At 39.7% G+C, this 25,132-nt stretch carries 30 protein-coding genes; 9 read left to right on the forward strand and 21 right to left on the reverse strand.

The annotated features are described in order from the left end of the window. Positions 1 to 58: 58 nt before the first annotated feature. Positions 59 to 1,627 carry a PucR family transcriptional regulator gene (locus WKT00_RS07550; protein WP_159459858.1) on the reverse strand — a complete coding sequence of 523 codons (1,569 nt, stop codon included), beginning with the start codon at positions 1,625 to 1,627 and terminating at the stop codon, positions 59 to 61. 168 nt (positions 1,628 to 1,795) lie between these two features. Between WKT00_RS07550 and WKT00_RS07555 the strand changes: the two genes are divergently transcribed. From WKT00_RS07555 to WKT00_RS07565, 3 genes are all read left to right on the forward strand, one after another. Then, positions 1,796 to 3,085, forward strand: coding sequence for a cytosine permease (locus WKT00_RS07555; protein WP_159459859.1), 1,290 nt, complete (start codon positions 1,796 to 1,798; stop codon positions 3,083 to 3,085). Positions 3,086 to 3,113: 28 nt separating this feature from the next. Next, on the forward strand, positions 3,114 to 4,202 hold the full coding sequence (locus tag WKT00_RS07560) for a DUF917 domain-containing protein (protein ID WP_101695136.1): 1,089 nt from the start codon (positions 3,114 to 3,116) through the stop codon (positions 4,200 to 4,202). 101 nt (positions 4,203 to 4,303) lie between these two features. Beyond that, complete coding sequence (locus WKT00_RS07565) at positions 4,304 to 5,581, forward strand: Sapep family Mn(2+)-dependent dipeptidase (protein WP_159459860.1); 1,278 nt, start codon at positions 4,304 to 4,306, stop codon at positions 5,579 to 5,581. Between the two features lie 322 nt (positions 5,582 to 5,903). Here the strand turns inward: WKT00_RS07565 and WKT00_RS07570 are convergent, their stop codons facing one another. The 3 genes from WKT00_RS07570 to WKT00_RS07580 all read right to left on the reverse strand — a co-directional run bounded on the left by WKT00_RS07570 (position 5,904) and on the right by WKT00_RS07580 (position 7,550). Then, complete coding sequence (locus WKT00_RS07570; RefSeq protein WP_242953077.1) at positions 5,904 to 6,167, reverse strand: ArsR/SmtB family transcription factor; 264 nt, start codon at positions 6,165 to 6,167, stop codon at positions 5,904 to 5,906. 47 nt (positions 6,168 to 6,214) lie between these two features. Further along, a complete protein-coding gene (locus WKT00_RS07575) occupies positions 6,215 to 6,994 on the reverse strand; it encodes an HAD-IC family P-type ATPase (protein WP_340262607.1) in 780 nt (259 codons plus the stop codon). Positions 6,995 to 7,193: 199 nt separating this feature from the next. Next, positions 7,194 to 7,550, reverse strand: coding sequence for a helix-turn-helix transcriptional regulator (locus WKT00_RS07580; RefSeq protein WP_044942672.1), 357 nt, complete (start codon positions 7,548 to 7,550; stop codon positions 7,194 to 7,196). A 398-nt stretch (positions 7,551 to 7,948) separates the two neighbouring features. Between WKT00_RS07580 and WKT00_RS07585 the strand changes: the two genes are divergently transcribed. From WKT00_RS07585 to WKT00_RS07600, 4 genes are all read left to right on the forward strand, one after another. After that, positions 7,949 to 8,134: a cysteine-rich KTR domain-containing protein gene (locus WKT00_RS07585; RefSeq protein ID WP_003431289.1), complete on the forward strand. Its 186-nt coding sequence runs from the start codon at positions 7,949 to 7,951 to the stop codon at positions 8,132 to 8,134. 16 nt (positions 8,135 to 8,150) lie between these two features. Then, entirely contained in the window at positions 8,151 to 9,137 is a 987-nt protein-coding gene (rlmN, locus tag WKT00_RS07590; RefSeq protein ID WP_006774449.1) for a 23S rRNA (adenine(2503)-C(2))-methyltransferase RlmN, read from the forward strand. A gap of 54 nt (positions 9,138 to 9,191) precedes the next feature. Further along, positions 9,192 to 9,878, forward strand: a complete 687-nt coding sequence (locus WKT00_RS07595; RefSeq protein WP_318262928.1) for a hypothetical protein — start codon at positions 9,192 to 9,194, stop codon at positions 9,876 to 9,878. A 322-nt stretch (positions 9,879 to 10,200) separates the two neighbouring features. After that, complete coding sequence (locus WKT00_RS07600; RefSeq protein WP_117500817.1) at positions 10,201 to 10,419, forward strand: DUF6061 family protein; 219 nt, start codon at positions 10,201 to 10,203, stop codon at positions 10,417 to 10,419. A gap of 74 nt (positions 10,420 to 10,493) precedes the next feature. Here the strand turns inward: WKT00_RS07600 and WKT00_RS07605 are convergent, their stop codons facing one another. From WKT00_RS07605 to WKT00_RS07615, 3 genes are read right to left on the reverse strand one after another with little or no spacing between them, the layout of a single operon-like run. After that, on the reverse strand, positions 10,494 to 11,396 hold the full coding sequence (locus tag WKT00_RS07605; protein ID WP_117500816.1) for a TlpA disulfide reductase family protein: 903 nt from the start codon (positions 11,394 to 11,396) through the stop codon (positions 10,494 to 10,496). Between the two features lie 41 nt (positions 11,397 to 11,437). Further along, positions 11,438 to 12,325, reverse strand: coding sequence for a 4Fe-4S binding protein (locus tag WKT00_RS07610; protein ID WP_009263529.1), 888 nt, complete (start codon positions 12,323 to 12,325; stop codon positions 11,438 to 11,440). Continuing rightward, positions 12,318 to 12,461 (reverse strand): CD1871A family CXXC motif-containing protein, encoded by a 144-nt coding sequence (locus tag WKT00_RS07615; protein WP_009263530.1) that lies wholly within the window; start codon positions 12,459 to 12,461, stop codon positions 12,318 to 12,320. Before WKT00_RS07615 ends, WKT00_RS07610 begins: the two co-directional genes overlap by 8 nt. A gap of 93 nt (positions 12,462 to 12,554) precedes the next feature. On the opposite strand from WKT00_RS07615, the gene WKT00_RS07620 reads away from it, so the two are divergent. Both WKT00_RS07620 and WKT00_RS07625 read left to right on the forward strand, forming a co-directional pair. Then, positions 12,555 to 13,235, forward strand: a complete 681-nt coding sequence (locus tag WKT00_RS07620; protein ID WP_022024520.1) for a response regulator transcription factor — start codon at positions 12,555 to 12,557, stop codon at positions 13,233 to 13,235. Further along, positions 13,232 to 14,389 (forward strand): sensor histidine kinase, encoded by a 1,158-nt coding sequence (locus WKT00_RS07625; protein ID WP_117500814.1) that lies wholly within the window; start codon positions 13,232 to 13,234, stop codon positions 14,387 to 14,389. The genes WKT00_RS07620 and WKT00_RS07625 overlap by 4 nt, the downstream gene beginning before the upstream one ends. Before the next feature lie 240 nt (positions 14,390 to 14,629). Here the strand turns inward: WKT00_RS07625 and WKT00_RS07630 are convergent, their stop codons facing one another. The 14 genes from WKT00_RS07630 to WKT00_RS07695 all read right to left on the reverse strand — a co-directional run bounded on the left by WKT00_RS07630 (position 14,630) and on the right by WKT00_RS07695 (position 25,123). Continuing rightward, positions 14,630 to 14,926: a hypothetical protein gene (locus tag WKT00_RS07630; protein WP_243037740.1), complete on the reverse strand. Its 297-nt coding sequence runs from the start codon at positions 14,924 to 14,926 to the stop codon at positions 14,630 to 14,632. A gap of 90 nt (positions 14,927 to 15,016) precedes the next feature. Continuing rightward, on the reverse strand, positions 15,017 to 15,337 hold the full coding sequence (locus WKT00_RS07635) for an SdpI family protein (protein WP_255779374.1): 321 nt from the start codon (positions 15,335 to 15,337) through the stop codon (positions 15,017 to 15,019). Positions 15,338 to 15,376: 39 nt separating this feature from the next. Beyond that, a complete protein-coding gene (locus WKT00_RS07640) occupies positions 15,377 to 15,673 on the reverse strand; it encodes a hypothetical protein (protein WP_008976879.1) in 297 nt (98 codons plus the stop codon). Between the two features lie 10 nt (positions 15,674 to 15,683). Beyond that, positions 15,684 to 16,682 carry a DUF6017 domain-containing protein gene (locus tag WKT00_RS07645; RefSeq protein ID WP_340262670.1) on the reverse strand — a complete coding sequence of 333 codons (999 nt, stop codon included), beginning with the start codon at positions 16,680 to 16,682 and terminating at the stop codon, positions 15,684 to 15,686. A 90-nt stretch (positions 16,683 to 16,772) separates the two neighbouring features. Beyond that, complete coding sequence (locus WKT00_RS07650; RefSeq protein WP_009246957.1) at positions 16,773 to 17,672, reverse strand: ParB/RepB/Spo0J family partition protein; 900 nt, start codon at positions 17,670 to 17,672, stop codon at positions 16,773 to 16,775. Further along, entirely contained in the window at positions 17,662 to 18,447 is a 786-nt protein-coding gene (locus WKT00_RS07655; protein WP_009246958.1) for a ParA family protein, read from the reverse strand. Before WKT00_RS07655 ends, WKT00_RS07650 begins: the two co-directional genes overlap by 11 nt. After that, positions 18,426 to 18,683: a DUF6462 family protein gene (locus WKT00_RS07660; protein WP_009246959.1), complete on the reverse strand. Its 258-nt coding sequence runs from the start codon at positions 18,681 to 18,683 to the stop codon at positions 18,426 to 18,428. Before WKT00_RS07660 ends, WKT00_RS07655 begins: the two co-directional genes overlap by 22 nt. Before the next feature lie 32 nt (positions 18,684 to 18,715). Beyond that, on the reverse strand, positions 18,716 to 18,952 hold the full coding sequence (locus WKT00_RS07665; RefSeq protein ID WP_008976884.1) for a DUF6462 family protein: 237 nt from the start codon (positions 18,950 to 18,952) through the stop codon (positions 18,716 to 18,718). Between the two features lie 239 nt (positions 18,953 to 19,191). Continuing rightward, positions 19,192 to 21,162, reverse strand: coding sequence for a lysine--tRNA ligase (gene lysS / locus WKT00_RS07670; protein WP_445292931.1), 1,971 nt, complete (start codon positions 21,160 to 21,162; stop codon positions 19,192 to 19,194). A 144-nt stretch (positions 21,163 to 21,306) separates the two neighbouring features. Continuing rightward, positions 21,307 to 21,789, reverse strand: coding sequence for a transcription elongation factor GreA (gene greA, locus WKT00_RS07675; protein WP_101695155.1), 483 nt, complete (start codon positions 21,787 to 21,789; stop codon positions 21,307 to 21,309). 237 nt (positions 21,790 to 22,026) lie between these two features. Beyond that, complete coding sequence (dusB, locus tag WKT00_RS07680; protein ID WP_101695156.1) at positions 22,027 to 22,983, reverse strand: tRNA dihydrouridine synthase DusB; 957 nt, start codon at positions 22,981 to 22,983, stop codon at positions 22,027 to 22,029. 63 nt (positions 22,984 to 23,046) lie between these two features. Beyond that, positions 23,047 to 23,817 (reverse strand): type III pantothenate kinase, encoded by a 771-nt coding sequence (locus WKT00_RS07685; RefSeq protein WP_101695157.1) that lies wholly within the window; start codon positions 23,815 to 23,817, stop codon positions 23,047 to 23,049. Continuing rightward, the gene (locus tag WKT00_RS07690; RefSeq protein ID WP_101695158.1) at positions 23,818 to 24,150 is read right to left on the reverse strand and encodes a DUF6145 family protein; all 333 of its coding nucleotides are present in this window, start codon (positions 24,148 to 24,150) and stop codon (positions 23,818 to 23,820) included. Then, positions 24,143 to 25,123, reverse strand: a complete 981-nt coding sequence (locus WKT00_RS07695; RefSeq protein WP_101695159.1) for a biotin--[acetyl-CoA-carboxylase] ligase — start codon at positions 25,121 to 25,123, stop codon at positions 24,143 to 24,145. The genes WKT00_RS07690 and WKT00_RS07695 overlap by 8 nt, the downstream gene beginning before the upstream one ends. Between the last annotated feature and the right edge of the window lie 9 nt (positions 25,124 to 25,132).

Here is a 25,132-nt window from a genome sequence, read left to right on the forward strand (position 1 = left end):
AAACCCTCGTCATATTTTGTCAATCACGAGTGATAGACTTTGATTTGAAATTCTCACATTAGGAATTTTCGTTTAACCGCCACAGCGCAGCTGCTAGATAAAAATCATAGGTGGCCGGCATAAGGGTGAAATCGGTGTTTGTTATCTGCTTTATCTTATTAAGCCTGTACGTCACAGTATTTCTATGCAAAAACAAGGTGGCTGCAGTGGTGCTCAACTGGGAGTCGCAGTCGATTAGGTACACTGCAAGGGTTTCCATCAGGTTATTACTGTCGTCCTTTAAGGCTTCTATTATGGATTTGATTTGATCGTTTCGATTGCCTCTATTTATAGCTAGATTTGTGATTTCCTGCGAAAATATAACATCATACATGTCGCGAAATTTTCGGTGGATGAAAATTTTGCTCATTGCTGCTGAATTTGCACAAAAGTCTGAGTATATTTTCCTCATTGAAGTTAGATTTTTGCTAGACTCCAAGAAAAACAAGGCTCCCTCATACTCGTTTATGCATTTCTCTATTTCCGTAGCTATAATGCCATCATCCTTTTGGGAAACCATTATAGAACTTAGAATTACAAGTCTGTCGTCAATAATATCCTTAACGTAGAATCTTTCACTTTCCTTCAATATGCCTTCAATCTGCCGAAGAATGTCTGTTAAATTGTCTTTTTCCGATTCTACTACAAGAATAGTTGAAAGCTTAGAAAAAGGCACACCACTAGCTTCAAGGAATTTTTCTCCTATTACGCGCGATGATTTCAAGATCAAAGTAATAACAGTATTATAATTCTGCATATCGAGGGTGTAGCCCCATAAGGTTGAGAAGAAATTTGTGCATGCACAAATTTCATCTAGCTTGTGTTCACTAATGCTGTTTTCGTTGCTTGAAGCATATAATGTAAGCCAGGTATTTCCTGCGTGGGGGAACTCTTTTCTATACAAATAAAATGACTTATCCTGCAACATTATGCTTTTACAGAAATGGTCCGTTGAGCCATCAGCGAAGGCATTAAAAAAGAATTCTGGACCAAATTGTCCAAAGGACGGCTTATATATAGATGTGAAATATAAACCGTTTTTGTTATAAAGCACAAGGTTACAGTTATAAGTTTCAGCTATTACATTTAGCAGGGTTTCCATGCTTCTTTTATTGTAAGGAATCTGCTTCAATCTATTCTCCACAGTGTCTGAAAAGGAATCCGTAGATGCCTGATCGTAGAAAACAGCCCCCATTACATCTTTAATTACATCACTATAACTAACACTATATTCTGCTTCGTCTTCAATAAGAATTAAAGGTATGTTCATAACGTCTGCAGTCTGCAACAACTCGTCAGACACCTGAGGGATGACGTCGCCCACGTAAAACAGCACTAGTGCAACGCCTCCAGCATCATATAAGTTTCTCATTTCCTCGCATTGTCTAGTAGGATCATCTTTAATTGAATAAAATGACGTGACTAACAACTCATTGGGATTGAATACACTAATTGCCTCTACAGACTTTGCAGGTATTTCTATTACAGATACTGATGATACTATTCTACCCAGTCCATTCTTGCCTGCAATCACTCTCGCAGAATGAAAAGAGGGTAGTCTTAAACAATCTTGAACAGTAACACTCATGGCTCCTCCTAGTATAATTTTTTCCTTTATGATATCAAAACTCACAGTCATAAACAAGGCTTTTGTGCAAAAGCACAATATGATTGATAAATAATTCTGTCATCTGCATAATTATCATTTATAATAATGTGTGCTATCATAGAGAAGATTCAAAAGGAGGTACCCATTATGAGTACAAATGAAAATAAAGGTAAGAAAGCAGAAGTCACAGCTCTGCAGGCAATTTCTGCTGAAGACAGAAAAGACTGGATTTCGTTAGCCTTCGTTCAGGCCGGCATATGTGTATGCGTTCCTGCATTCCTATTGGGAGCGTTATTAGCGGAAGCAATGCCTATATGGCCAGCAATTATTTCAGGGTCACTAGGCTACTTAATTGTAGTAGTAGGTATGGTTGCAACGGGAATGATAGGCTGTGACCTTGGACTAGCATCCTGCACATGCTGTCAGGCCGGCTTTGGAAAAAGCGGAGCTAGATTTATCGTAAGTACAGTCTTTGCTGTTAACATGATTGGCTGGTTTGGAATCCAGAATGGAGTATGTGGAGAAGCCTTCAGTAACGCAATGCTAGCTATGACCGGATGGGATATTCCAGTTGTAGTTTCAAACACAATTTGGGGAATCATAATGCTTCTGACTGCAGTATATGGAGTGCATGCGCTAGAAAAACTAGACAAGATTTCTATTCCATTACTAATGATCATTATGTGCTACGGAACATTCCTAGCATTTAAGGTTTACGGAACAGGAAACCTTAACGATGAAGGAACCGTACAATCTATGAGCTTCATGTCAGGTGTAGCACTATCATTTAACTTCACTGCTGTAGGTACAATCACTGGTCCTGACTATACTAGATTCCAGAAAAGCAGAAAAGACACTGTTAAATCTGTATTCTACGGTGTATTCCCAATGGGTGTAATAACTCTGATTATGGGAATCGTTCTTACAAAGCTATCAGGACAGTATGATATCAGTATGGTTCTAATTGAAGTAGGACTTCCACTCCTGGGCATCATTGCACTTGTTATTTCAACATGGACAACTAACTCAACAAATGCTTACAGCGCAGGTCTTAACATTGTTATGGCACTTAAGCTTAAAGATAACCGAAGAAGAGAAGCTACTTTAATTTCAGGAATTGTTGGTATTGTATTATGCGACCTGGGTATCTTGGGACACATTGAGGGAGTGTTAAGCTTACTATCATACGTTGTTTGTCCTGTTGGCGGAGTAATTCTTGCTGACTACTGGGTTGTAGGAAAAGGTAAAGCTAAGAACTTTAGACCACAGGACGGTGTAAACTGGGCTGGTGTAATTGCTTGGGCATTAGGTGCAATTATTTCTTATACACTAGTTAAAATTGAATTCGTTGGTATCATTATAGGTTTTGTTATCTATCTTATTGCAGAGCGCTTTATTCCATCTGCATCAAGAGATAACGCCGAAAATATAGCATAAATTATCACAAAAAAGAGGAGACAGAAAAATGAGAGAATTAAACAAACAGGACATGATTGATCTATTGTACGGATGTGCAGTGCTTGGTACCGGTGGTGGCGGTCCACTTGCTGACGGTTTGGCTCTTTTAGAAGAACATTTCGAAAAGGGAAAAACTCTAAAATTAATCACTTTAGATGAACTTCCAGATGACGAGTATGTTGTTACTCCTTATGGTTGCGGTGCTCCATCAGCTAAACCTGATCCTAGATTAGCTCATCTGAAGCATAGCGAAACAGCTTCCGCAGTTTTAGCTGTACAGGCTCTAGAGGAATCTTTAGGTAAGAAAATGTATGCAATTGGCTCAACTGAATTAGGTGGAGAAAATACAGCTGAGGCTCTTCACGTTGCACTGTTAATGGATTTACCTCTTATTGACGCTGACCCAGCCGGACGTTCAGTTCCTGAACTGCAGCATTCTACATACTATGTAAAGAACGTTCCTATTTTCCCTATGGGCGTAGCTACAAAATTTGGTGAAAAAATTGTAATTCAGAATGTAGCGGATGACCTAAGAGCTGAAGATATCGTTAGAGCTATTGCTGTTGTAAGTGACAACCTTGTAGGTGTAGCTGATCACGCAAACGTTGGTAAGGTTATCAAGAATTCTCTAATTCCTGGTGCAATTACTTACGCTCAGGAAATCGGTAGAGTTCTTAGAGAAACAAAGGAAGCTGGCGGAGATGTTGCTTCTGCTATCTGTGATGATAAAGAAGGTAAAGTATTATTCAGAGGACACATTTCAGATTACACTTGTGAAACAAGAGATGGCTTCAACTTTGGTGAAATTCATCTAAAGGGCGAAGGAGATTATACGGACGAAGCATATCGCATCTGGTTAAAGAACGAAAACATCATCTCATACCGCAATGGCGAAGTTGATGTAATTGCTCCAGACCTAATCTGCATGATTAACGGAGAAGGAAATCCAATGACTACACCTAATTTTGAAGTTGGTGATAAGATGACAGTAATTGCACTTCCATCCCCTGAAATCTGGACTACTCCAGAAGGTTTGGAATGCTTCGGACCTAAGCACTTTGGATTTGATGTTGAATACAAACCATTTGAAAAATAATTGAAGATGTACAAGGGCCGGTTGTATAATAATATATGATCGGCTTTTGTTTTAGAAATTATTGCGAGGAACTATCGCGAAGAAGTAAGGGAGTGATAAAAATGGAAAAGATGATTGATGATTTACGTTCTATAATTAATATCAACAGTGTGTGCGAAAAAGACTTGTCCAGCGCTTATCCTTTTGGAGAAGGTGTACACATGGCCCTAAATAAAGCTCTAGAAATATGCAAGAGCTACGGGTTTGAGACTAAAAATTGCGAGAATATGATTGGATATGCTGAAGTAGGAAGCGGAGAAACTCTAATGGGCATTCTGGTTCACCTAGATGTGGTACCTGCTGGTGATGGCTGGGACACGGATCCTTTTTCTCTTGAAATCAAGGATGGAAAGGTTTACGGTCGTGGTGTGACAGATGATAAAGGACCTGCAATAGCAGTAATCCATGCCATTAAAGAACTTCTTGACGAAGGTGTTACATTTAATAAGAGAGTCCGCATCATTTTCGGTCAGGCAGAGGAGACCGGTGCGTGGGAAGACATGGAATACTATAAAAAGAACGAAGAAGCCGTTGACTTTGGTTTTACCCCTGATGCTGATTTTCCTGCAATCTACGGAGAAAAAGGAATTGCACACTTAAAAATTGCTTTTAAGAAGTCCGATACTTGCTTCAACAATGTTTCTGGCGGAACAGCCATAAATATGGTTCCAGACAGCTGCACTGCGTCATACTCTGTTCATGGAGAAACAAAGACTCTCTCTGTAACAGGTAAGGCGGCCCATGGAAGTACTCCTGAGGACGGAGAAAACGCCATTTCAAAGTTGATGAATGAACTGAGTGGAGTTGTTACAGATTGCAAACTTGTTGAGTTCTTCCACGAATTTATTAAGCTAGAATATAACGGCGAAAGTCTTGGCGGACAGGTCTCAGATGAAGCAAGTGGTCCAGCAAGCTACAACATTGGTAAGATTGAAACTGTTGGCGATGATATTGTTCTATACATTGACTTACGTTATCCTGTAACCTTCAATCTCGAAGACATTGTAAATGCCATTAATAGTCATCTTTCAGAAAATGGTTTCAGTGATGTTAAGGTAGAGGTTATTACAAATAAACCTCATGTTTATATGGACAAGAACGGTGCTGTTATCCAAACTCTTCTTTCCGCTTATCGCGATGAAACCGGAGACATGAGCGAACCAACGGTCATCGGTGGCGGAACCTATGCAAGAGCAATGAATGGAATTGTTGCCTTCGGCCCTATGCTACCAGGTAGAGAATTGACAGAACATCAGGCAAATGAATATATCTATTTGTCTGATTTGATCCTTGCTAAAGAAATCTATAAGACTGCAATTAAAAGACTTGTTTCAGAATAATAATCAGGAAAAAAAGTGCTCATCATTCCTGTAACCATAATCTATTCTTTTAGCAGATTTGATTTTGTTGCTGAGGCTTTCAAACATAGAGCGTCGTAATGATCCCTTTTTAGAGTTTTTTCGATATTATCTATCAGGGGGTATACGCCGCTCTATTTTACTATGAAAAAACACTTGATGTTCTCTCGCAAGCTCGCTTAACTACCAAAGTAAGTCAGCCACTAAAAACGGTGAAAAAATCTAAGAGATTTTCCCACCGCCATGTCTGGATCACTCCGTCTTTCTATTCATTTCTTATATCCATCTTGTTTAATCTTAAATATTACAAACAATACTCCTTATCAAACATCATTTTGCATCTTTCAATAGCATTTTGTACATATTCATCTTGCACTATATAATAAATGTATTTTCCTTGTCTTTGACTTTTTACTATACCATTAGCTTTTAATATATTTAATTGGTGGGAGACTGCCGACTGAGACATCTCTAATTCTTCCGCTAATTCTCCAACACATCTTTTTGTCTTTAATTCAAGCACTATCCTTAGTCTTGTAGAATCTCCCAGCGTTTTGAAAAATTCCACCAATTGCAAGCAATCTTCTATAATAAGTTTTTGCATTTTCATCTAAATTATAAATTATGCACTCTTAATGCTCTAATAGCATTTAATATTGCAATAATCATGACACCAACATCTGCGAAAATAGCAAACCACATATTCGCAATACCTATTGCACCTAGTCCAAGACATGCAAATTTGATAACCAATGCAAAAATGATATTCTGATATACAATTCTAAGACATTTTCTCGAAATCTTGATTGCTTTAGAAATTTTTAGTGGATCATCATCCATAAGGACTACATCTGCAGCTTCAATTGCTGCATCAGAACCCATTGCACCCATTGCAATTCCAATATCAGCACGAGTCAATACAGGTGCATCATTAATTCCATCTCCGACAAAGGCTAGTTTATCTTTCTCTGCTTTTGTGGAAAGTAGTTCTTCTACTTTTGACACTTTATCTGCTGGAAGTAATTCGCTATATACTTCATCAATTCCAAGTGATTGTGCCACTTGGTCTGCCACGCGTTTTGCGTCTCCTGTAAGCATTACTGTTTTTTCTACCCCAGCTTTTTTCAATTCCGCAATCACTTCTTTTGAATGAGGTTTTAATATATCAGAAATTACAATATGTCCCGCATATTTTCCGTTAATTGCCATGTGAATGATTGTTCCAACTCTATGACAATCATGATACTCTACACCTATTTTTTTCATAAGCTTGCTGTTTCCAGCAGCCACCTCATACTGCTTTATGGGAAGCTGCTTCATCTTCTCGTCGATCAGCCGCTTTTCTTCTTCCGTAACGTAAAACTTCATCTGTATATTTCTCTTTCGGTTTTCCATTTCCGCACCGCCTTTCGGTATAAGGGTTTGGGATTATCCCAACAAGCACTTTTCGCAAACGGGTACTCGTTTGCTGTGCTTGCTATCTACTCCTTATCCCGTTTCAAAGGCAGCGTTTGTTGCACTCTCTTTCTAATTTGGCGCAAAAAAAGATTGCAGCCCCTATGCGCTGCAATCTCCTGCTTCCCATATTGTGAGGTTAGTCCTCTGCTTGTTCGACTTCTGTTATCTCCCTTGCCGTTGCGGTTACAATCCGTATGCCTTTATCGCTCATACCGTCCAGCAGCGCGTCAAGCTGCCGCCGCCCGGTGGATTTCTCCGCATTGCTGTTCGGGAAGAAAAATTGATCTACCGAAATATGATACCGGGTTACAAGGTCATAGAATACCTGTAAACTCGGCTGTTGTCCCTTGTTCTCGATATTCGCAAGGTAGCGCGGGGAAATATATAACTCGTCGCTTACCTTTTTGCGGCTCTCGCCGTATTCATTTCTCGCGGCTTTTATAGCTGCCCCGAAAGCCTTAAAGTCGTACAATGGTACGGGTCTTTTTGCCATTTTCATTCACCCTGTTACATTTTACAGTTCACCTTTCTTTTTGGATATGTCCACACAATTCATATCATTAGGTTAAATACTTCCTGTTGTGTATTGACAGTAGACTGATTTTCTGATAAAATAAAATTTATGTAAAAGGAGGCGGCGTTTATGTTGCATAGCATGCGTATTAGATAAGCATTGAAAAAAAGGATTTTCCCATTTTCAACATGGGCTTTTTTGTCATGCTTATTTTGCGGATGCTATACAAAAAACTAACGACGTATAGATATAGTATAGACATAGTGCAAGCTATGCCTTAGTTTTGTTGTACTGCTCTGTGCATTATAAATGCAGGTCAATGCTCATGTTGAGGATTGACCTGCATTTTTTTGTGTAAAAAGGACGAGTGAAATATAATGCTTAAAAAATATTGGATAAAATGTCCGATTTGTAACGGAAAGACGAGAGTTCAAGTATTTCATAATACTGTATTAAAAGATTTTCCTCTTTTCTGCCCTAAATGCAAATTGACGCATATCATTGATGTAGAAAAATTAGAGATTGTAATCAAAAATACAGAAAAACAAACTTTTATTATTTAGAAGAAAGGATATAAAAATGAAACGTTTACCTAAATATACGCCTGCGGAAGTACGGAATGATCCATACGGATTTACTTACAAAGAAATGTCGGAAGTTATTGGCGAGAATGAAGCAAAAGCCTTATATGAAGAATTATATAAGCAATTACCACGCAAAAAAAATCTATCAATGTTGGTAAAAAATATTTGCAAAAGCAGTGATACTGAAAAGTATGTTTACGAACTGAAAGACAACAAATACATTGAAACGGTTTTTATCAAGCGGCGAGATGGTGGAACTGTTTGCGTGAGCACACAAGTCGGTTGTCCTGTTGGTTGTATTTTTTGTGAGTCCGGGCGAAATGGCTTTGTTCGTAATCTAACATCGTCAGAAATCGTACAACAGATTATATTGTTGCGTCGAAAAGTAAACCGTATCGTTTTTATGGGTATGGGAGAGCCTTTATTCAATTATGACAACTTGATAAAAGCAATCCATATTCTCCGAGATAGATATGGGCTCAACTTTCCAACCGACGGCATTACCATATCAACAGTTGGTCCGGTCGATCAATTAAAAAAATTGCGCGAGGAACATCTTAAAATTCAGTTGACAATATCTTTACACGCAGCAACACAATCTGCAAGAAATCGTATTATTCCTCACATGCGCATATATGCTATTGAAGATGTTGTTAAGCAAGCCTTATCCTATTCTGAAAGGCATAATCGCAAAATTGTCTTTGCGTATTTGCTTTTACCGGGTATAAATGACCGGCCCTCAGATGTAAGACAACTTGCAAAATGGTTTCGGGGCAAAAAAGTTATGATTAACGTGTTACAATACAACCCAACAAGCAATTCAAGAATTAAAGCACCACAGAAACGGGAAATAGTTGCATTCAAACATCAATTAGAGCAAGCAGGACTTGAAGTTACTATGAGAGTTTCTCATGGCAGAGAGATTAACGCGGCTTGTGGACAGTTAGCTAACACATATAATAAATTCAAAAAAAATGATTAAAAGTGCCAGACGCATAGACGCAGAGCCGATAACGCATTAGGTCAAAAAACCTATGTGTTATCGGCTTTTTTATTTAATATTGCGCAAAAGCCGCTGTTCCCTATTATCGGTTATGCTATCCATCAATATCACGGTATTTTTCTAACACATTCTCTGAAAGCAGACGCCCCAAAAGAACGGATAGAAATAACCTTTGACGATCTGCAATCAAGCCTGAAAGATCTCTCTACATGCTATTTATGTGGAAGTTCTGATTATAGTATGATGGACTATTATCGAAAATTTGATACGGTTGGACTGATTTCCCTCAATGACTGGTACGTCTTAGATTTCCAACTAAAAGCATATGATGAAAACGGAAATGAAATACCAAATAAAACCGGTTCAAATATACTTTTTGGAAACACAGGCGAAATCACCTATTCCTCTCATGGAGATGTTTCCAGAGGAATGGCTGAGATAGATATCACGTTACCGGAAAACTATAAATTGAACAAAAGAAATCTAACGGATCATCTCTGCCAAAGTTGCCTTGATAAAGTTGCTGCTTCCTTAGAATATTGGAAATATAAAAATGAAAAGAAAGAACCAATCCCGCTATGTTTGGTCGATTTTAAAACTCTTGATATCTATTCCTTACAAGATTATTACCGATCAATTTTCATCCGGGATTATTATATAGAAATGGATTTTAAAGACAACTCTGTAGAAACAAAAGCCTTTTATCTGCCAGAAAGATAAAAATTATAATATACTGAAAAAACGACAAATTTGAATTGAGATTTCACCTGTTTTAAGAAATTTAATAACTGTTATATTTTGTTATTAAATTCTCCGCAAACCATTGAAAACACTCGATTTACCGCAGGTGAGCTTTCCCTTATTGTTTCCCTTGTGTTATATCGTTCCACCAGTGTTTACGAACTCTGATAAGGGAAAATACAAGGGCAAAAAAATTATATAAAACAGTATAACACAAAATAAAAATGACATGGTGAACTGATTGAAATGCTTCTGATTTTTGTAGCAAATAATTGATTGAACGATAAGGAGATAAGATACGATGAGAACAATATTTGCAGAATATAATCCCGGACGAAACAGCATTGATGTTTATACCAGTGCAGACTATATGCTTCGCAATGACTGCTGGGAAGCAGAAAAGAATTTGAGAACCACACCCGGATCAGATTGTGCATTAAACACACTTGCCATTGATGAACCACTAGAATATGCGAGACTGTATCTTGATGGGAATTTACAGATGTGGGTAGATGCATAAGATTCCTTGACATTATAGTAATGTTCAAAAAAAGCTCTCTGTGCAATGCACAGGAGCTTTTTGTATGTAGACCTCTATTTATTTGTGCTGTCTGCATCAATTACAGACTGAATCTGCTTCATAAGGGCATCATAGTTGTCCTTGTTATCAATTCCGCCGAGCATTGGTTCGCCTACAATATTGCCATTTCTGTCAACAAGTATAGTTGTTGGAAAGGCCATGATTTCTGAGGCATATTTACCGGCAGCACTAGAGGAGTCAATTGACAGATTACGATATTTGACACCCTGGCTTTCAAGAACAGGGGTAGCCTCTTTGATAGCTGTTTTATTGCCATCGAAGGTCTCAGTGTTGATGCCAACAACTTCTCCGCCCATTGATTTGATAGCATCATTTAATTCGTTAAGCTTGGATAATTCAGCGACACATGGTTTGCAGCCGGTAAACCAGAAATTGACGACTGTTACTGCATTACCGGAAAACAGGCTGTCATCAACCTTATTGCCATCAAAATCCTCACCGGAAAAATCACTGAATATAGATGAGGCATTAGAGCTGTCCTTCTTGTTATCGTCTGATGATGTATTTTTGTTTTCAAGCTCTGCTATCTGTTCCTCGATTTTTCGTATGGTTTCAATATCCTCATTAAGTGTTTTAAGCTCATCGTCTGTGAATGAATTCTTGTTTGATTCTACGGTACCGGCAAGATAATCAGCATAATTTCCGTTTGGATCGGCGTCACTTTTGTTCATCATGCCAAATGCCTTGTTCCACACATCAGCGTGATCTGCAAAAAGCTGATTTTCCTGCTGATATAAATCATCAAGCCTGGAATCTGATTTGCCGGATTCTTCTGAGCCGGCTTCAGTCTGAGTGTTCTTAGAATCTGTTGTGGAAGCTTGCTTTACGCCACATGCTGTAAGTGATAATGCTATGCAGAGTGTAAAAATAGAAATAAATGATAATTTGTTTTTCATGAGTAATTTCTCCTTTAAAATAATAGTAAAATGTTTAATAGCTATCTGTTGTCATTTTTTTGACATGATTTTCCCATAAACCGGTAGCAGATGGCGTCCTTCGGACAGGCCTTTATGCAGGCACCGCAGCGTATGCACTCGGGGTGATCCGGTGTCTTACACACATCCACATCCATCTTACATGCCTTTGAGCATTGACCGCATCCGACACATTTGCTGCTATCAACGGTGATTTTGAGCAGGCTGACCTTATTAAATAATGAGTAGATTGCTCCAAGCGGACAAATCCATTTACAGAAGGGCCTGTAAAATAAGATACTTAGTACAATCACTGCAATTAAAATCATACACTTGAAAGAAAAAAGCTTTCCCAGCGCAGAACGGATAGCAGCATTTCCAATAGATAACGGTATAGCACCCTCTAAAACACCCTGAGGACAGATATATTTGCAGAAGAACGGGTCTCCCATTCCTATAGAGTTCGTTACAAGCATCGGAAGAAGTATAACGAAAACAATAAGAATGACATATTTTAGGTACCTAAGAGGCTTTAGTTTGGCTGTGGATAATTTCTTTCCGGGGATTTTATGAAGTAAATCCTGAAACCATCCAAATGGGCACAAAAAACCACATATAAATCTGCCGAGAGTTACACCGAGTAAAATAAAAAATCCGGTTATGTAGTATGAAAACTTAAATTTTGATGATCCGACAACTGCCTGAAATGCCCCTATTGGACAGGCTCCTGTCGCGGCAGGGCAGGAGTAGCAGTTTAATCCGGGTACGCATACTGTTTTTGCATTGCCCTGATATATTTTACCCTTAAATAAATTTGGAATATGAATATTGGTCAGCAGCGTTGCTGCGGCCTGTATCCAGCCACGTATTTTTGCCAGTTTTCTTGATAGTAATTTCTTTTCCTTATCCAATTCCGACACACTCCAAACATAGTTTTATTGCTTTACCAAGCACTGTAGCCGCCTCACCTCTGACTGCACCATAGCTTATCATGGATACACCAAGGATAAGCAGAATGATTTGACATGTTTTTTGGTATTTCAACATAATGTTGCTCCTTTTTGTTGTATTGTTGACCAGCTGACTTTGGTATTATACAATATAGGTTGTAAAATTATTGTTAAGAAGCAGGAGAACATTTTGAGATTATTAATTGTTGAGGATGAGAAACAAATATGTGATATGGTTGCAAAGAGTCTGTATGCTGCCGGTTATGAGGTGGATACCTGTTATGATGGGAAAGAGGCTCTTGAATGTATACTGTCGGAGAATTATGATCTGATAGTTTTGGATTTGAATCTGCCGGGGATGGATGGCATGGAGCTTCTTAAGGAGCTTAGAAAATACAATGATGAAACTAAGGTTTTGATATTATCTGCAAGAGGTCAGATTGCTGATAAGGTAGAGGGACTGGATGCAGGAGCAAATGATTACATGGAAAAACCATTCCATCTGCAGGAGCTTGAGGCACGTATCAGAAGCCTGACAAGAAGGAAATTTGTACAGAATGATATATGTCTTAAATGCGGAGAAATAAAGTTTGATACGATTAAACGCGAGGCATATGCAAAGGAAGAGCCGGTTCCACTGACAAGAAAAGAGAATGGTATTTTGGAATATTTACTTATCAATATAGGCAGACCGGTGAGTCAGGAGGAGCTGATAGAGCATGTGTGGGATGCCACGGCAGACAGCTTTAGCGGAGCAATCAGGGTACATATGTCTTCACTTAGAAAAAAGCTCAAGGCGAAGCTGGGATATGATCCCATTCAGAACAAGGTAGGTGAAGGCTATAAAATACGGGAGGAGTCTGACAGATGAAAAGAATGTCGCTACAGTGGAGACTTACGTGCATTACTACATTGTGTATTGCTATTATATGTGGCTGCCTGACTATGTTTGTCTATAAAAATGGTGTGCATTACATCGATTCTCTGCAGGATGCGGTAGAGTCACAGTGGGATGAAAAAGGAAACAAATCAGATGAAATATATATCAGCATACCGGACGATAAGTGGGATGAGTTTGCGGATGAATTTTCGTTTCAGGTGTACAATAATAAGGCCGACTATAAAAGAAACAGTCTGATAATCACGGTTTTGCTGGCGCTTTTGGGAGGTGTCGTCACTTATTTTATAAGCGGGCATGCACTCAGACCAATCAGGGAGTTTTCAGATAAAATTGAAGAGGTACAGGCTCAGAATCTGTCTGATTCAAGAATAGAGGAAAACAATGTTAAGGAACTGAACCAGCTGGGTATTTCTTATAATAAGATGCTTGAGCGTCTGTCGGAAGCATTTGAGATACAGAGACAGTTTACTGCAAATGCAGCACATGAGCTGCGTACTCCATTAGCGTTAATGCAGGTACAGCTTGATTTATATAATTCTGCCTCTCACCCGGGAAATGATGCAGACACTTTGCAGACCATAAAAATGGTTACGGAACAAAATGATAAATTAAACAGGATGGTAAAGACTCTTCTTGACATGAGTGAGCTTCAGACGGTGGGAAGGGATGATAAAATTATATTGGATGCTATTGTTGAAGAGGTTTTGGCAGACCTTGAGCCTCTTGCCGTGGAAAAGAATATAAAGCTGATTGGAAAATGTGAGGATGCCACTATGACAGGCAGTGATATCCTTATTTACAGGCTTGTATACAATCTGGTTGAGAATGCCATCAAATATAATCATCCGCTCGGACAGGTTACAGTAACCGCATATCAGAGAAACAAGCATGTTTATCTGTCTGTAGAAGATACGGGAAGCGGAATACCAAAGGAGCTTAGGGAGAGAGTGTTCGAGCCATTCTTCCGTGTGGATAAATCCAGAAGCCGGGAGCTGGGTGGCGTAGGGCTAGGTCTTGCTTTTGTCCGTGAAATCGTTAGAGTACATGATGGCAGTATTTGTATCAAATCAGGCAAGACTGGGGGAACGATTTTCGAGGTGACTTTTGCACAGCATTCAATGTAGCGTTCCATTTTACACATTTGTCAACGCTATTAAAACAGATTTGCTAAATGAGAAAAATAGAATAATTTGTTATTTGACTGAGAATAATTTCTTCTCAGCGTTTCCGACAACTATTTTCTTTCCTTTGACGAGAGTGTAATAGAAACTGTGTAAGTTCTGATGACCTGCACTCCAAATTTTGTCAAATACCAGAATTGTCAGTCAAGGCTGTAACCCTTACCTTGACTGACAATCCGGTATTTAAAACAGGGTAATCAAGCAGGTAATAGAAAAATTATCAGACAACTTACTTACACACTTTTTTAGACATTCCCCCTTTGACACCTTCTCACTTATTCTCTGATAGATTTCCTTTATCTCTGCATCATTTTCCCCATTTACAACTAATATTTTTCCATCTATGTTCACGACAACATATGAATGGCAGGAGGCATGAGTATAGCGGATATAATCTCCGAAGATATCGTTTTTGAAGTTACCCATAGCATGCTTCAGTTTTCCAAAACCATTAGTTCTGTAATCATTATCGTTCTGCAATACATTTTCTTCATAAGAAATGCTATCAATTTGCGAATACTCCCTGTATAATCATTCCATCCTTTTGCTTCAATGTTAAAATCACGATCATTACAACGAATCTGAATGCTTCCCCAAAACAAAGTCCATATAATAAACACAATAGCGGAAATTGCGATGATCAGATATATCACACTTTTTTGTATTATACTGAATTTTTAAGCCTTCTCCGGTTGCCAGCTTTTTCTTATAAAAAAAGTAGGAGTAGAGAATGCTAATGATTGCAGCTGCCATAATGCTTATAATATACACAACCAATGCAGCCATGCTTTTCCCAAAAAGTCCACAAAGCATACATAAAATACCTGATGCCATCCATAATTTGCCGCTAAATCTATGTGTTTCCCTAAAGTGGAGAGGCTCTATTTTCATCTGAAATCACTAAGACTCTTTCAACTATCATCATCTTTTTTAACCTAAAATCAATGCACATATTTTTTCTCTAAGCAAGTCGATTACAGTATCTATAAATTCTCCAGCAAATAAAACAGAAATCAGAACACCTCCCATACAAGCCAGAAAAGCTGCCTGGAGCCAGTCTTGGTAACAGATCACTGTTCCTATGAGCAACGCCATAATTCCGAATCCCAATATCTTTTTTGCGATTGCCACCATATGTACCAGTAACTTCACTCCGGCACCTATGATTGAAATGATGAACCACAATGGAACCAATAACACTCTTCCTGCCAATTTTAAAATAACCATATCCATCCTCCTATTTTACCAGCCACGGCATATCATGATTTACCTCTGCCCTGTAATATCCGTTTATCGTTGAAGGGGCATTGAACAATGCCGCAAGTAAATATTTCTTGATATTCTTGATTTTACTCGTATTTCCTTCCAGACAATGCAGCACATACTCTACATGGGAATAATCCAGTTTCATGAATTTTCCTCTTACCAAAGCTCCTGAATACCAGTTGCTTGCAATCAATACTTTCTCACTCTTACATATAACAGTCTCTACAATCAGATCCACAATTTCATCAATTTGATCTTTGTCATGAGGATGACTCACTAACAGAGACTCATAATCCAGATTTTCTTTGATCAAAGATTGATACGCCCGTAGCGTTTCCATCTCATCATCCTCGGATCCCATCACATCTGCAGATACGATATGATTCGATTTATTATTATTCTGATTAGTATTGTTAATATTAGTATTATTAGAGTTTGAATTGTAAACTTCTTGAAGTTTATTTTCAGGACTTCTTGAAGTTTGATTTTGGGACTTCTTGAAGTTTGAATTGTAAACTTCTTCTGTCCCTTCTTTCTCTACAGAAGTTTGATTTGTAAACTTCACCATCTTTGATTTCTCTTTTTTCTCTTCCTCACATTCCTCCTGAACAAATGATTTTACATAGATGATCGTAACCTTTCCAAAGCCCTGCCTGCGCTTTTCAATTAATCCTATCCCTTTTTCATCATCCAGCTCCTGAAGAGATTTCACTGCTTTATTTCTGCCACAATTCAATAATTCCATGATATCTTCAATGGAAAAATAGATATATGCCCGATTTTCTTCATCAAACCACTGATTCTTAATGGATAAAGACATTCTGTCCAACATCAAACCGTATAAGATTTTCGCATCACTGGAAAGATCCTTAAAGCAGTCATTGGTAAATAACGCTTTGGGTATTCTGTAAAAACTAAACTGGTCTGCTTCTGTTCCATAAAAATATTTAAAATTCATTTTTTTGTCCATGTATCTTCCTCCCTTCCTTTCTCTCATAGAAGTCCTTTTTTTAAACTTCTGCATCTATTCTTTCTTCGGGTTATCTTATTTTGACAACCCTCATTTCTGTTCTCTTTTCCATTGTTCCAACAATGCCTCAATCACCTTTTCCATATCCGTTTCCGAATAATCTTCCGGAAAATATTTTGTGAGCTTCTTTCCTGATAACACCACTTTTCGTTCCGGTGCTTTTACTGCTATGCAGCTATTGAAAATCGAGATCATAAATCCCTGGTTCACAGGTCCTTCTTCCAACTGTTTTCTCAAAGCTGTAATCTGCTTTGGTTTAATAAATCCTGTATCTCGGATATACTCGTAGATCCATTTCTGCATTTCCTTATCAATGTAGGAAATATCAACGGCAATGGTAAAATTCAATTTTTTTGCATCTACCATATCTAATAACTCCGGAATCAATTCTGTAAGGCGAATGTAACGCTGAACATTACGAGCACTCTCTCCTACCTGTTCAGCTATAACTACATCAGTACGATACTTCGTGCCATTTTGGCACAAAGTTAAATCGTTTCTTACCCCTTGTCTCTTCATTGCCTCCAATTTCATTCTATAAGCAAATGCTTTTTCACTCGGAAGTAACTCTTCGCGTTGGATATTGGCATCTACCATAGCGATGACTGCATCATCATCGGATAATTCTCTCACAATTGCAGGAATTGTTGCCAATCCAGCTATAACAGCCGCGTGCATTCTTCGATGACCTGAGATCATCTCATATCCATTTTCACCATCGGACCGTAACAAAACTGGTGTCAATACCCCGTAGGTCTTTACACTCTCTACTAAATCTGCCATCTTTTCATCATCCAATACTTTGAAAGGATGATCTTTAAATGCATGTATTCTGTTGATTTCTATTTCCATTGCAGACTCTTCATTGACTACTCCTAGCAATTCATCAATGCTTGTCAATTTGATTTTTTCTCCACTTCTACTTTTCATTTTCCAAAACCTCCTGCGTCAGATTTTCATAAGCCATAGATACTTTTCCATTTGGACAATGACAATAAATACTTTTTCCTTCCGCACTTGCTTCAGCTACCTTAACTGACAGTGGAATGACATTTTCAAAGATAGAAATCTTAGATCCATAAGTTTCTCTCACTCTGGAAGCAATATCTTTGGCGTAATTAGTACGAAAATCCACCATTGTCAAAAGAATTCCCTGTATCGTTAGCTTCCGGTTCAATCTCTTCTTTACCATAGAAATAGTCCTGATCAACTGTTGAAGTCCTTTAACCGGCAGATATGCAGCTTGTACTGGTATCAGAACCGTATCAGAAGCTACTAAAGCATTGATGGTCATCATGCCTAAACTCGGCATACAATCAATCAAAATATAATCGTATCGTAATCGCATCGTATCAATATATTCCTTCATGATCAGTTCCCTGCTCATTACATTACTCATGGTTACTTCCAGAGCAGATAACTCAATATTGGCTGGTAGGAGATCCACCTGTTCCTCATGATGTAAAATGCCTTCTTCCTCAGCAATTTCCTCGTCATTGATAATATTCATCATAATAGTTGCAAGTGTAGTTCCAATATCATCCGGTTCTACATATCCAAGACTAGCTGTCAAACTCCCCTGTGGATCCGCATCAATCAATAACACTTTTTTCCCTTGTCTTGCCAACCCAACTCCAAGATTTAAAGTCGTTGTACTTTTTGCAACTCCGCCTTTCTGGTTTGCTACTGAAATAACCTTTCCCATTCTTCTTTCTCCCTTCTGACATTTTCTCGCAGGTATTTTTCAAATGTGCTTCGCTTAATTAGAACTTTTTTTCCAATCTTATAAACTGCTCCTGCCTTATGCGATAATCTTACAATTGGCTTATATCCAAATTCGTAATAATCCATAGCTTGTTTATAACTTATAAATTCATGTTGCATAAATTCTATATCTTCATCATCTATAAGATTAGAAAACATCCATACCTTTCCATGCATCTCAAGTAAATTCCTTTCTCTAATTTGTCATCTTATTTTTCATGAAATTGTTCAAGATATTCATCAAAGATTTCTCTGTTTATCAAAACGATTCCATCCATTCTGTAAATCGCACCCGCATCATTTGCAAGTTCCATCAACTTTTTATGTGACAGGCTATATACGATTTCTGCTTGTTGATAACGAAGAAATTTTCTTCTAAGTCGACGGGCTTCTTCTTTTACCTCTGAACGCTTCTGTTGGTTATAGTACATATTTTCTGTTTTCAAATCTGTTTCTCCTTTCAGCTTTTACTCAACCACAGCGGACATTGTTAATGAATAAAAAAAGGGCACTCTCTGAAAGTTTTTTCTTTCAAAAAGTGCCCTCAACAATCCATATTGTTGGAGTAGTATTACTGACAACTAATCACCATTCTTCATGATGATTCATGTTGGAATACGAATTTGTTGTCAAATTGTTGTCAAAGAAAATTTTTGTTGTCAAATTGCGAAGTATTTTTACTCACTTAGTACAGTTTTGCTCCTGCCGGAATCTTATCATCAAGAATCAAAACATTGAGTCCTTCTCTTCCTTCTACAAGGTGTGTAGCGGAAATAATCATACCACAAGAGTCAATTCCCATCATCTTACGTGGTGGAAGGTTTGTGATTGCAAGTAATGTCTTTCCTACTAAGAATTCTGGCTCATAGTAATCGTGAATTCCGCTTAAAATCACACGATCTACGCCACTTCCGTCATCTAATACGAACTTCAGAAGTTTCTTAGATTTTGGAACTGCTTCACATTCTTTTACCTTTACAGCACGGAAATCTGACTTGCTGAATGTGTCAAAATCAACCATATCTTTGAATAATGGTTCCACTTCTACATTAGAGAAATCGTATGTTTCTTTCACTTCAGCAATTGCTTTTTCCACTGTTTTTTCAACCGGAGCAGACTGTGCCGCATTGTTAGCTTCATTCTTTGCAGCCCCCATGCTCTTCATTGTCGGGAATAACAGTACGTCACGAATCGCTGCGCTGTCTGTCAGCAGCATACACATTCTATCAATACCGAATCCGATACCACCTGTTGGCGGCATACCGATCTCCAGTGCATTCAGGAAATCTTCGTCGGTTGTATTTGCTTCGTCATCGCCCTGTGCAAGCAATTCTTCCTGAGCTTTGAAACGTTCTCTCTGATCAATTGGATCATTCAGCTCAGAGTAAGCATTTGCCATCTCCCAGCCATTCATAAAGAACTCAAAACGCTCTACGTATTCTGGATTCTCCGGTTTCTTCTTAGTCAGCGGAGAGATCTCAATTGGGTGGTCTGTTACAAAGGTCGGCTGAATCAGGTGCTCTTCTGCAAATTCCTCAAAGAAGAGAGCCAGGATATCACCCTTTTTATGACGCTCTTCAAATTCTACGTGATGTTCTTTTGCAAGTTCTCTTGCCTGCTTCAGTGTCGTTACCTCATTCCAGTCAACACCAGCGTATTTCTTGACAGCATCTACCATCGTAATTCTCTCAAACGGCTTTCCAAGATCCATTTCCACACCGTTATAAGTAATGGTTGTCGTTCCCAATACATCCTGTGCCACATAACGGTACAGATTCTCAGTCAAATCCATCATTCCGTTATAATCGGTGTATGCCTGGTATAATTCCATCAATGTAAACTCTGGGTTATGTCTGGTATCCAGACCTTCGTTACGGAATACACGACCGATTTCATAAACCTTTTCCAAACCGCCGACAATCAGACGTTTCAGGTAAAGTTCCAAAGAAATTCTAAGCTTCAGATCTTCATTTAACGCATTAAAATGAGTTTCAAACGGTCTTGCAGCAGCTCCGCCGGCGTTCTGTACCAGCATCGGAGTCTCTACTTCCATAAATCCCTCGTTGTCAAGATATCTTCTGATAGAGCTTAAGATCTTAGAACGTTTGATAAAGGTATCTCTTGCGTCCATATTCATAATCAGATCTACGTATCTCTGGCGGTAACGCATATCTGTGTTGGTCAATCCATGATATTTCTCCGGCAGAATCTGCAGACTCTTGGACAAGAGCTTCACAGCAGATGCGTGAATAGAGATTTCACCTGTTTTGGTGGTAAATACCTCTCCTTCGATTCCCACGATATCTCCGATATCCAGCTTCTTGAAGTCCTTGTAAGCTTCTTCGCCAATGCTGTCTCTTGCCACATAAGACTGAATATTTCCGCTCTGGTCAAGAATATTACAGAAAGATGCCTTTCCCATTACACGCTTCTGCATAACACGACCTGCTACGGACACCATTTTCCCTTCTAATTCTGCGTAACGATCTTTCACCTCCTGCGCATGGGCGGTTACATCGTACTTCGTAATCACATAAGGATCTTTTCCATTTGCCTGAAGGTCTGCCAGTTTCTCTCGACGAACCTTTCTCAACTGATTGATATCTTGTTCCTGTGCTTTGTTCTGCTGCTCAGCCACGACTCTTTCTCCTCTCATCTTAAAAATCTGTTTTCTCATCTGTTTGGCCGCAAACATTTGCGGACCCGTATTGTGAAGTTCAGACCCCTCATAGCAACATAAGGGGTCTGAACTCTTTTGCATCTCTACGCTATATCATACTTTGGGATATGCAACAGCTTCTTATAAAGAACGGCTGATATGAAGAACTTCATACTCCATAATTCCTGCCTGTGTCTCTACCTCTACCTGGTCACCCACTTTGCATCCCATTAAAGCCTGTCCAACAGGAGACTCATTGGAAATCTTTCCTTCCAGACTGTTCGCCTCAGTTGATCCAACAATCTTGAATTCCATCTCTTCCTCAAATGTCTTATCGTATACTTTTACAGTACATCCTACGTTGATTTTGTCGTAGTCTACTTCATCCTCTACAACAACTTCTGCATTTTTCAGAATTCCTTCCAGCTCTTCAATACGCGCTTCGATATCTCTCTGCTCGTCTTTTGCTGCATCATATTCTGCGTTCTCAGACAAGTCACCTTGCTCTCTGGCCTCTTTGATCTTTCCGGCAACCTCTTTACGCTTTACCACTTTTAAGTTCTCCAACTCGTCTTCCAAAGCCTTCAGTCCTGCATAAGTAAGTAATCTTTTCTTTGCTTCCATGTGTCCTAACCTTTCCTTCCTGTTCTTCTATCTATCCGTCAATTTTAACGTTCTCTTCGTCTAAAATGCTCTTCTAAAATACTGCCAAAAAGAGACTTTCACAATTTCATTATTATACATAAACAGGTCTGGCATGTCAATGTTTTTCCGCCATTATTCACTGTTTTGCACCATTACACAAGGATTCATCGGATACACAATAGAGTATATGCAGAACTTCGCTTTCCCATGAACATTTTAACGAATTCTTTCGTTTAGAAGTTCCTGAAGTTCTTCGTAGGATTCCACCTGATTGATCGCATCCCGAAGCTTTGCAGATCCTTCCATTCCTTTGGTATACCACGCCACATGTTTTCGCATTTCCCGGATCCCCAAATAATCACCTTTGAATTCAATCTGCAGTCGGGCATGGCGAAGCATCGTTTCTTTAATTTCCTCTTTGGACGGCCGCCCCGGAAGGATGCCAGTCCTATCGTACTCCACCAGCTCTTGGAAGATCCAGGGATTCCCCTGCGCGCCCCGGCCAATCATCACACCGTCACAGCCAGTTTCCTGTCGCATCGCCACCGCTTTTTCTCCTGAAGTCACATCTCCATTTCCAATAACCGGAATCGAAACCGCTTCCTTCACCTGCCGGATAATATCCCAGTCCGCCTTTCCGGAATAATATTGCTCTCTTGTCCTTCCATGCACTGCCACAGCAGCCCCGCCGGCCTCTTCAATCACCTTTGCGATTTCTACTGCATTGACTTGATCATCATCAAATCCTTTCCGAATTTTCACCGTTACAGGCTTCTGAATCGCTCGCGCCGTCTGATAGACAATATCATACACCAGCTTTGGATTCTTCATCAGCGCAGAACCCTCTCCGTTTTTTACAATCTTCGGCACCGGACACCCCATATTAATGTCCAAAATTTGAAACGGCAGCTCCTCAATCCGTTTCGCCTGCTCACTGATAATCACCGGATCTGAGCCAAACAGCTGCAAAGATACCGGATATTCCTTCGGATGAATCGCCAGCAGTGATTTGGTATTCTTGTTCTTATACTGCAGCGCCTTCGCGCTGATCATCTCCATACATAACAGGCCTGCCCCCTGCTCCTTACATAATAGGCGGAACGGCAGATCTGTCACCCCTGCCATCGGCGCCAGAATGTATGGATTTTCCAATTTTACATTGCCAATATTCAATTGGGGACACCCCTTTCTTCATTTGGGACGGAGTTTTTTGCAAAAAACTCCGTCCCAAATGAACTATTTCTTATTCTTTTCATAAATAATCTGCAGTCCTTTCAACGTCAACTGCGAATCATACACATCAATAATGTTCGTCTCTGTCGCCACCATTTTGCCAAGGCCTCCACTGGCAATCACCTTCGCATTGAGATAACCGGACTCTTTACGAATCTTGTTAACAATGTATTCTGTCTGTCCGATCTGACCGTACACCAACCCAGCCTGCATCCCGGACACCGTCTCTTTTGCCAAAATGGAATCCGGCTTCTTAATCTCAATAGCCGGAAGCATCGCTGCCTGTCCCCACATCGCCTGTGCAGATGTACGGATTCCTGGTGCAATAATTGCCGCTTCAAACGTTCCGTCCGGTCCCACCAGATCATACGTCGTAGCAGTACCATAGTCGATTACAATGACCGGACCGCCGTGAATGGTGTAAGCCGCAACCGCATCCACAATCCGGTCGGAACCAATCTGACGTGGATTTTCCATATTAATACGGATTCCGGTTTTAATTCCCGCTGATACCACAATCGGCTTCACGTGAAAATATTTGATAATTGCACTTCCCAAAGAATGCATAATATCCGGCACAACAGACGCTATAATAACTGCATCCACTCCAGAGCTGTCAATTCCCTGACACTCTATTAATTCCTTCAATGTGATTCCATATTCATCAGAGGTTCTCGGAAGTTTCGTCGTCATCCGAAATGTACGAAGCAATTCCTTTCCGCGGAATACTCCCAGTGTAATATTGGTATTTCCTACATCAATCACTAATAACATCTATTCTATCTCCTCTCCCAGGAAGAACACTCTGTAATATAACTGTAATGCTTCCATCAACTCTTCTTTCTCTCTTTGTAACTGCTTAATCTTAAGCTGACTTCCAATATCGTCAAACATCGGATCGCCCTCTTTTGAAGTTACCTCAAAACACAATTCGCCATCTTCTTCATACACCAGCGTGAGGATTCCACCAACATCATGTACGTACAATACACACATAATTTTCAATTCATCCTTCACATGGTCCGGAAGTTGTTCAAAATCTGGATTCAGATAATATTTTTCTTCATAAGAATTCGCACCGCATAGTACGACTTTTCCATCATACATAACCATATACTCCTCTCACCGATACTTCTCCCGCGAAGATCTCCCGCTTCTGTCCATCTGCGGTTTTCACAATCAGCTCTCCACTGCTGTTAATCCCCAGTGCATATGCTTCATACTCCTGCCCCGGCTCCAACACCAGAACTTCCCGCTCCCGGTTCACCAGCAATTCGTTATATTCATCCAAAAAACCTGACAAGTCCTCGGTCTTTTCAAAAATCTGATAGTATTTCTCAAAGCTCTCCATGACTGCGGCAATCACTGTCGCACGCTGTATCTCTTGACCGGATTCCAACTTCAAAGACGTCGCCTTTTCCCGAAGTTCTTCCGGAAACGTCTCCTGATTGCAGTTGATTCCTACACCGACTACTACATAATTAATATAGTCAATCTCCGCGCTCATCTCCGTCAGAATACCACAGATTTTCTTTCCATTCAATATAATATCGTTCGGCCACTTGATCTGGGTGGAAAGTCCTGTCACCTCCCGAATCCCATCTGCCACCGCCAGCGCCATCAAAAGCGTCATCTGAGGAGCCTTCCCAGGAAGGATCTTCGGCCGCAGAAGAAGTGTCATGTAAATACTGGTTCCAGACGGCGACTCCCAGCTTCTTCCTCTCCTGCCTTTTCCTGAAATCTGGCAGTCTGCCACATACAGACTCCCGTGAGCTTCTCCCTTTTCCCCTGCCTCCTTGGCTCGGAGATTGGTCGAATCCGTCTCTTCAAAATATACCACGCGCCGCCCGGCCCATTCGCTCTTTATGGAGCTTTCAATCTCGGTCCCGGACAAAGATGCGCAGCTTCCAATAAGGCGGTATCCCTTATTGCGTACCGCCTCAATCTCATATCCTTCTTTTTTCAGTTGTTCCATAACCTTCCACACTGCTGTACGGGACACCTGAAACCGATCGCATAACTGCTGCCCGGAAAGATAGCCGTCACTGTCCTTTAACAGTTTCAATATCTCTGCTTTCATCGCGTTTTG

This window comes from Dorea sp. ICN-14282, assembly GCF_037890115.1.
GTDB classification, from domain to species: domain Bacteria; phylum Bacillota; class Clostridia; order Lachnospirales; family Lachnospiraceae; genus Dorea_B; species Dorea_B phocaeensis.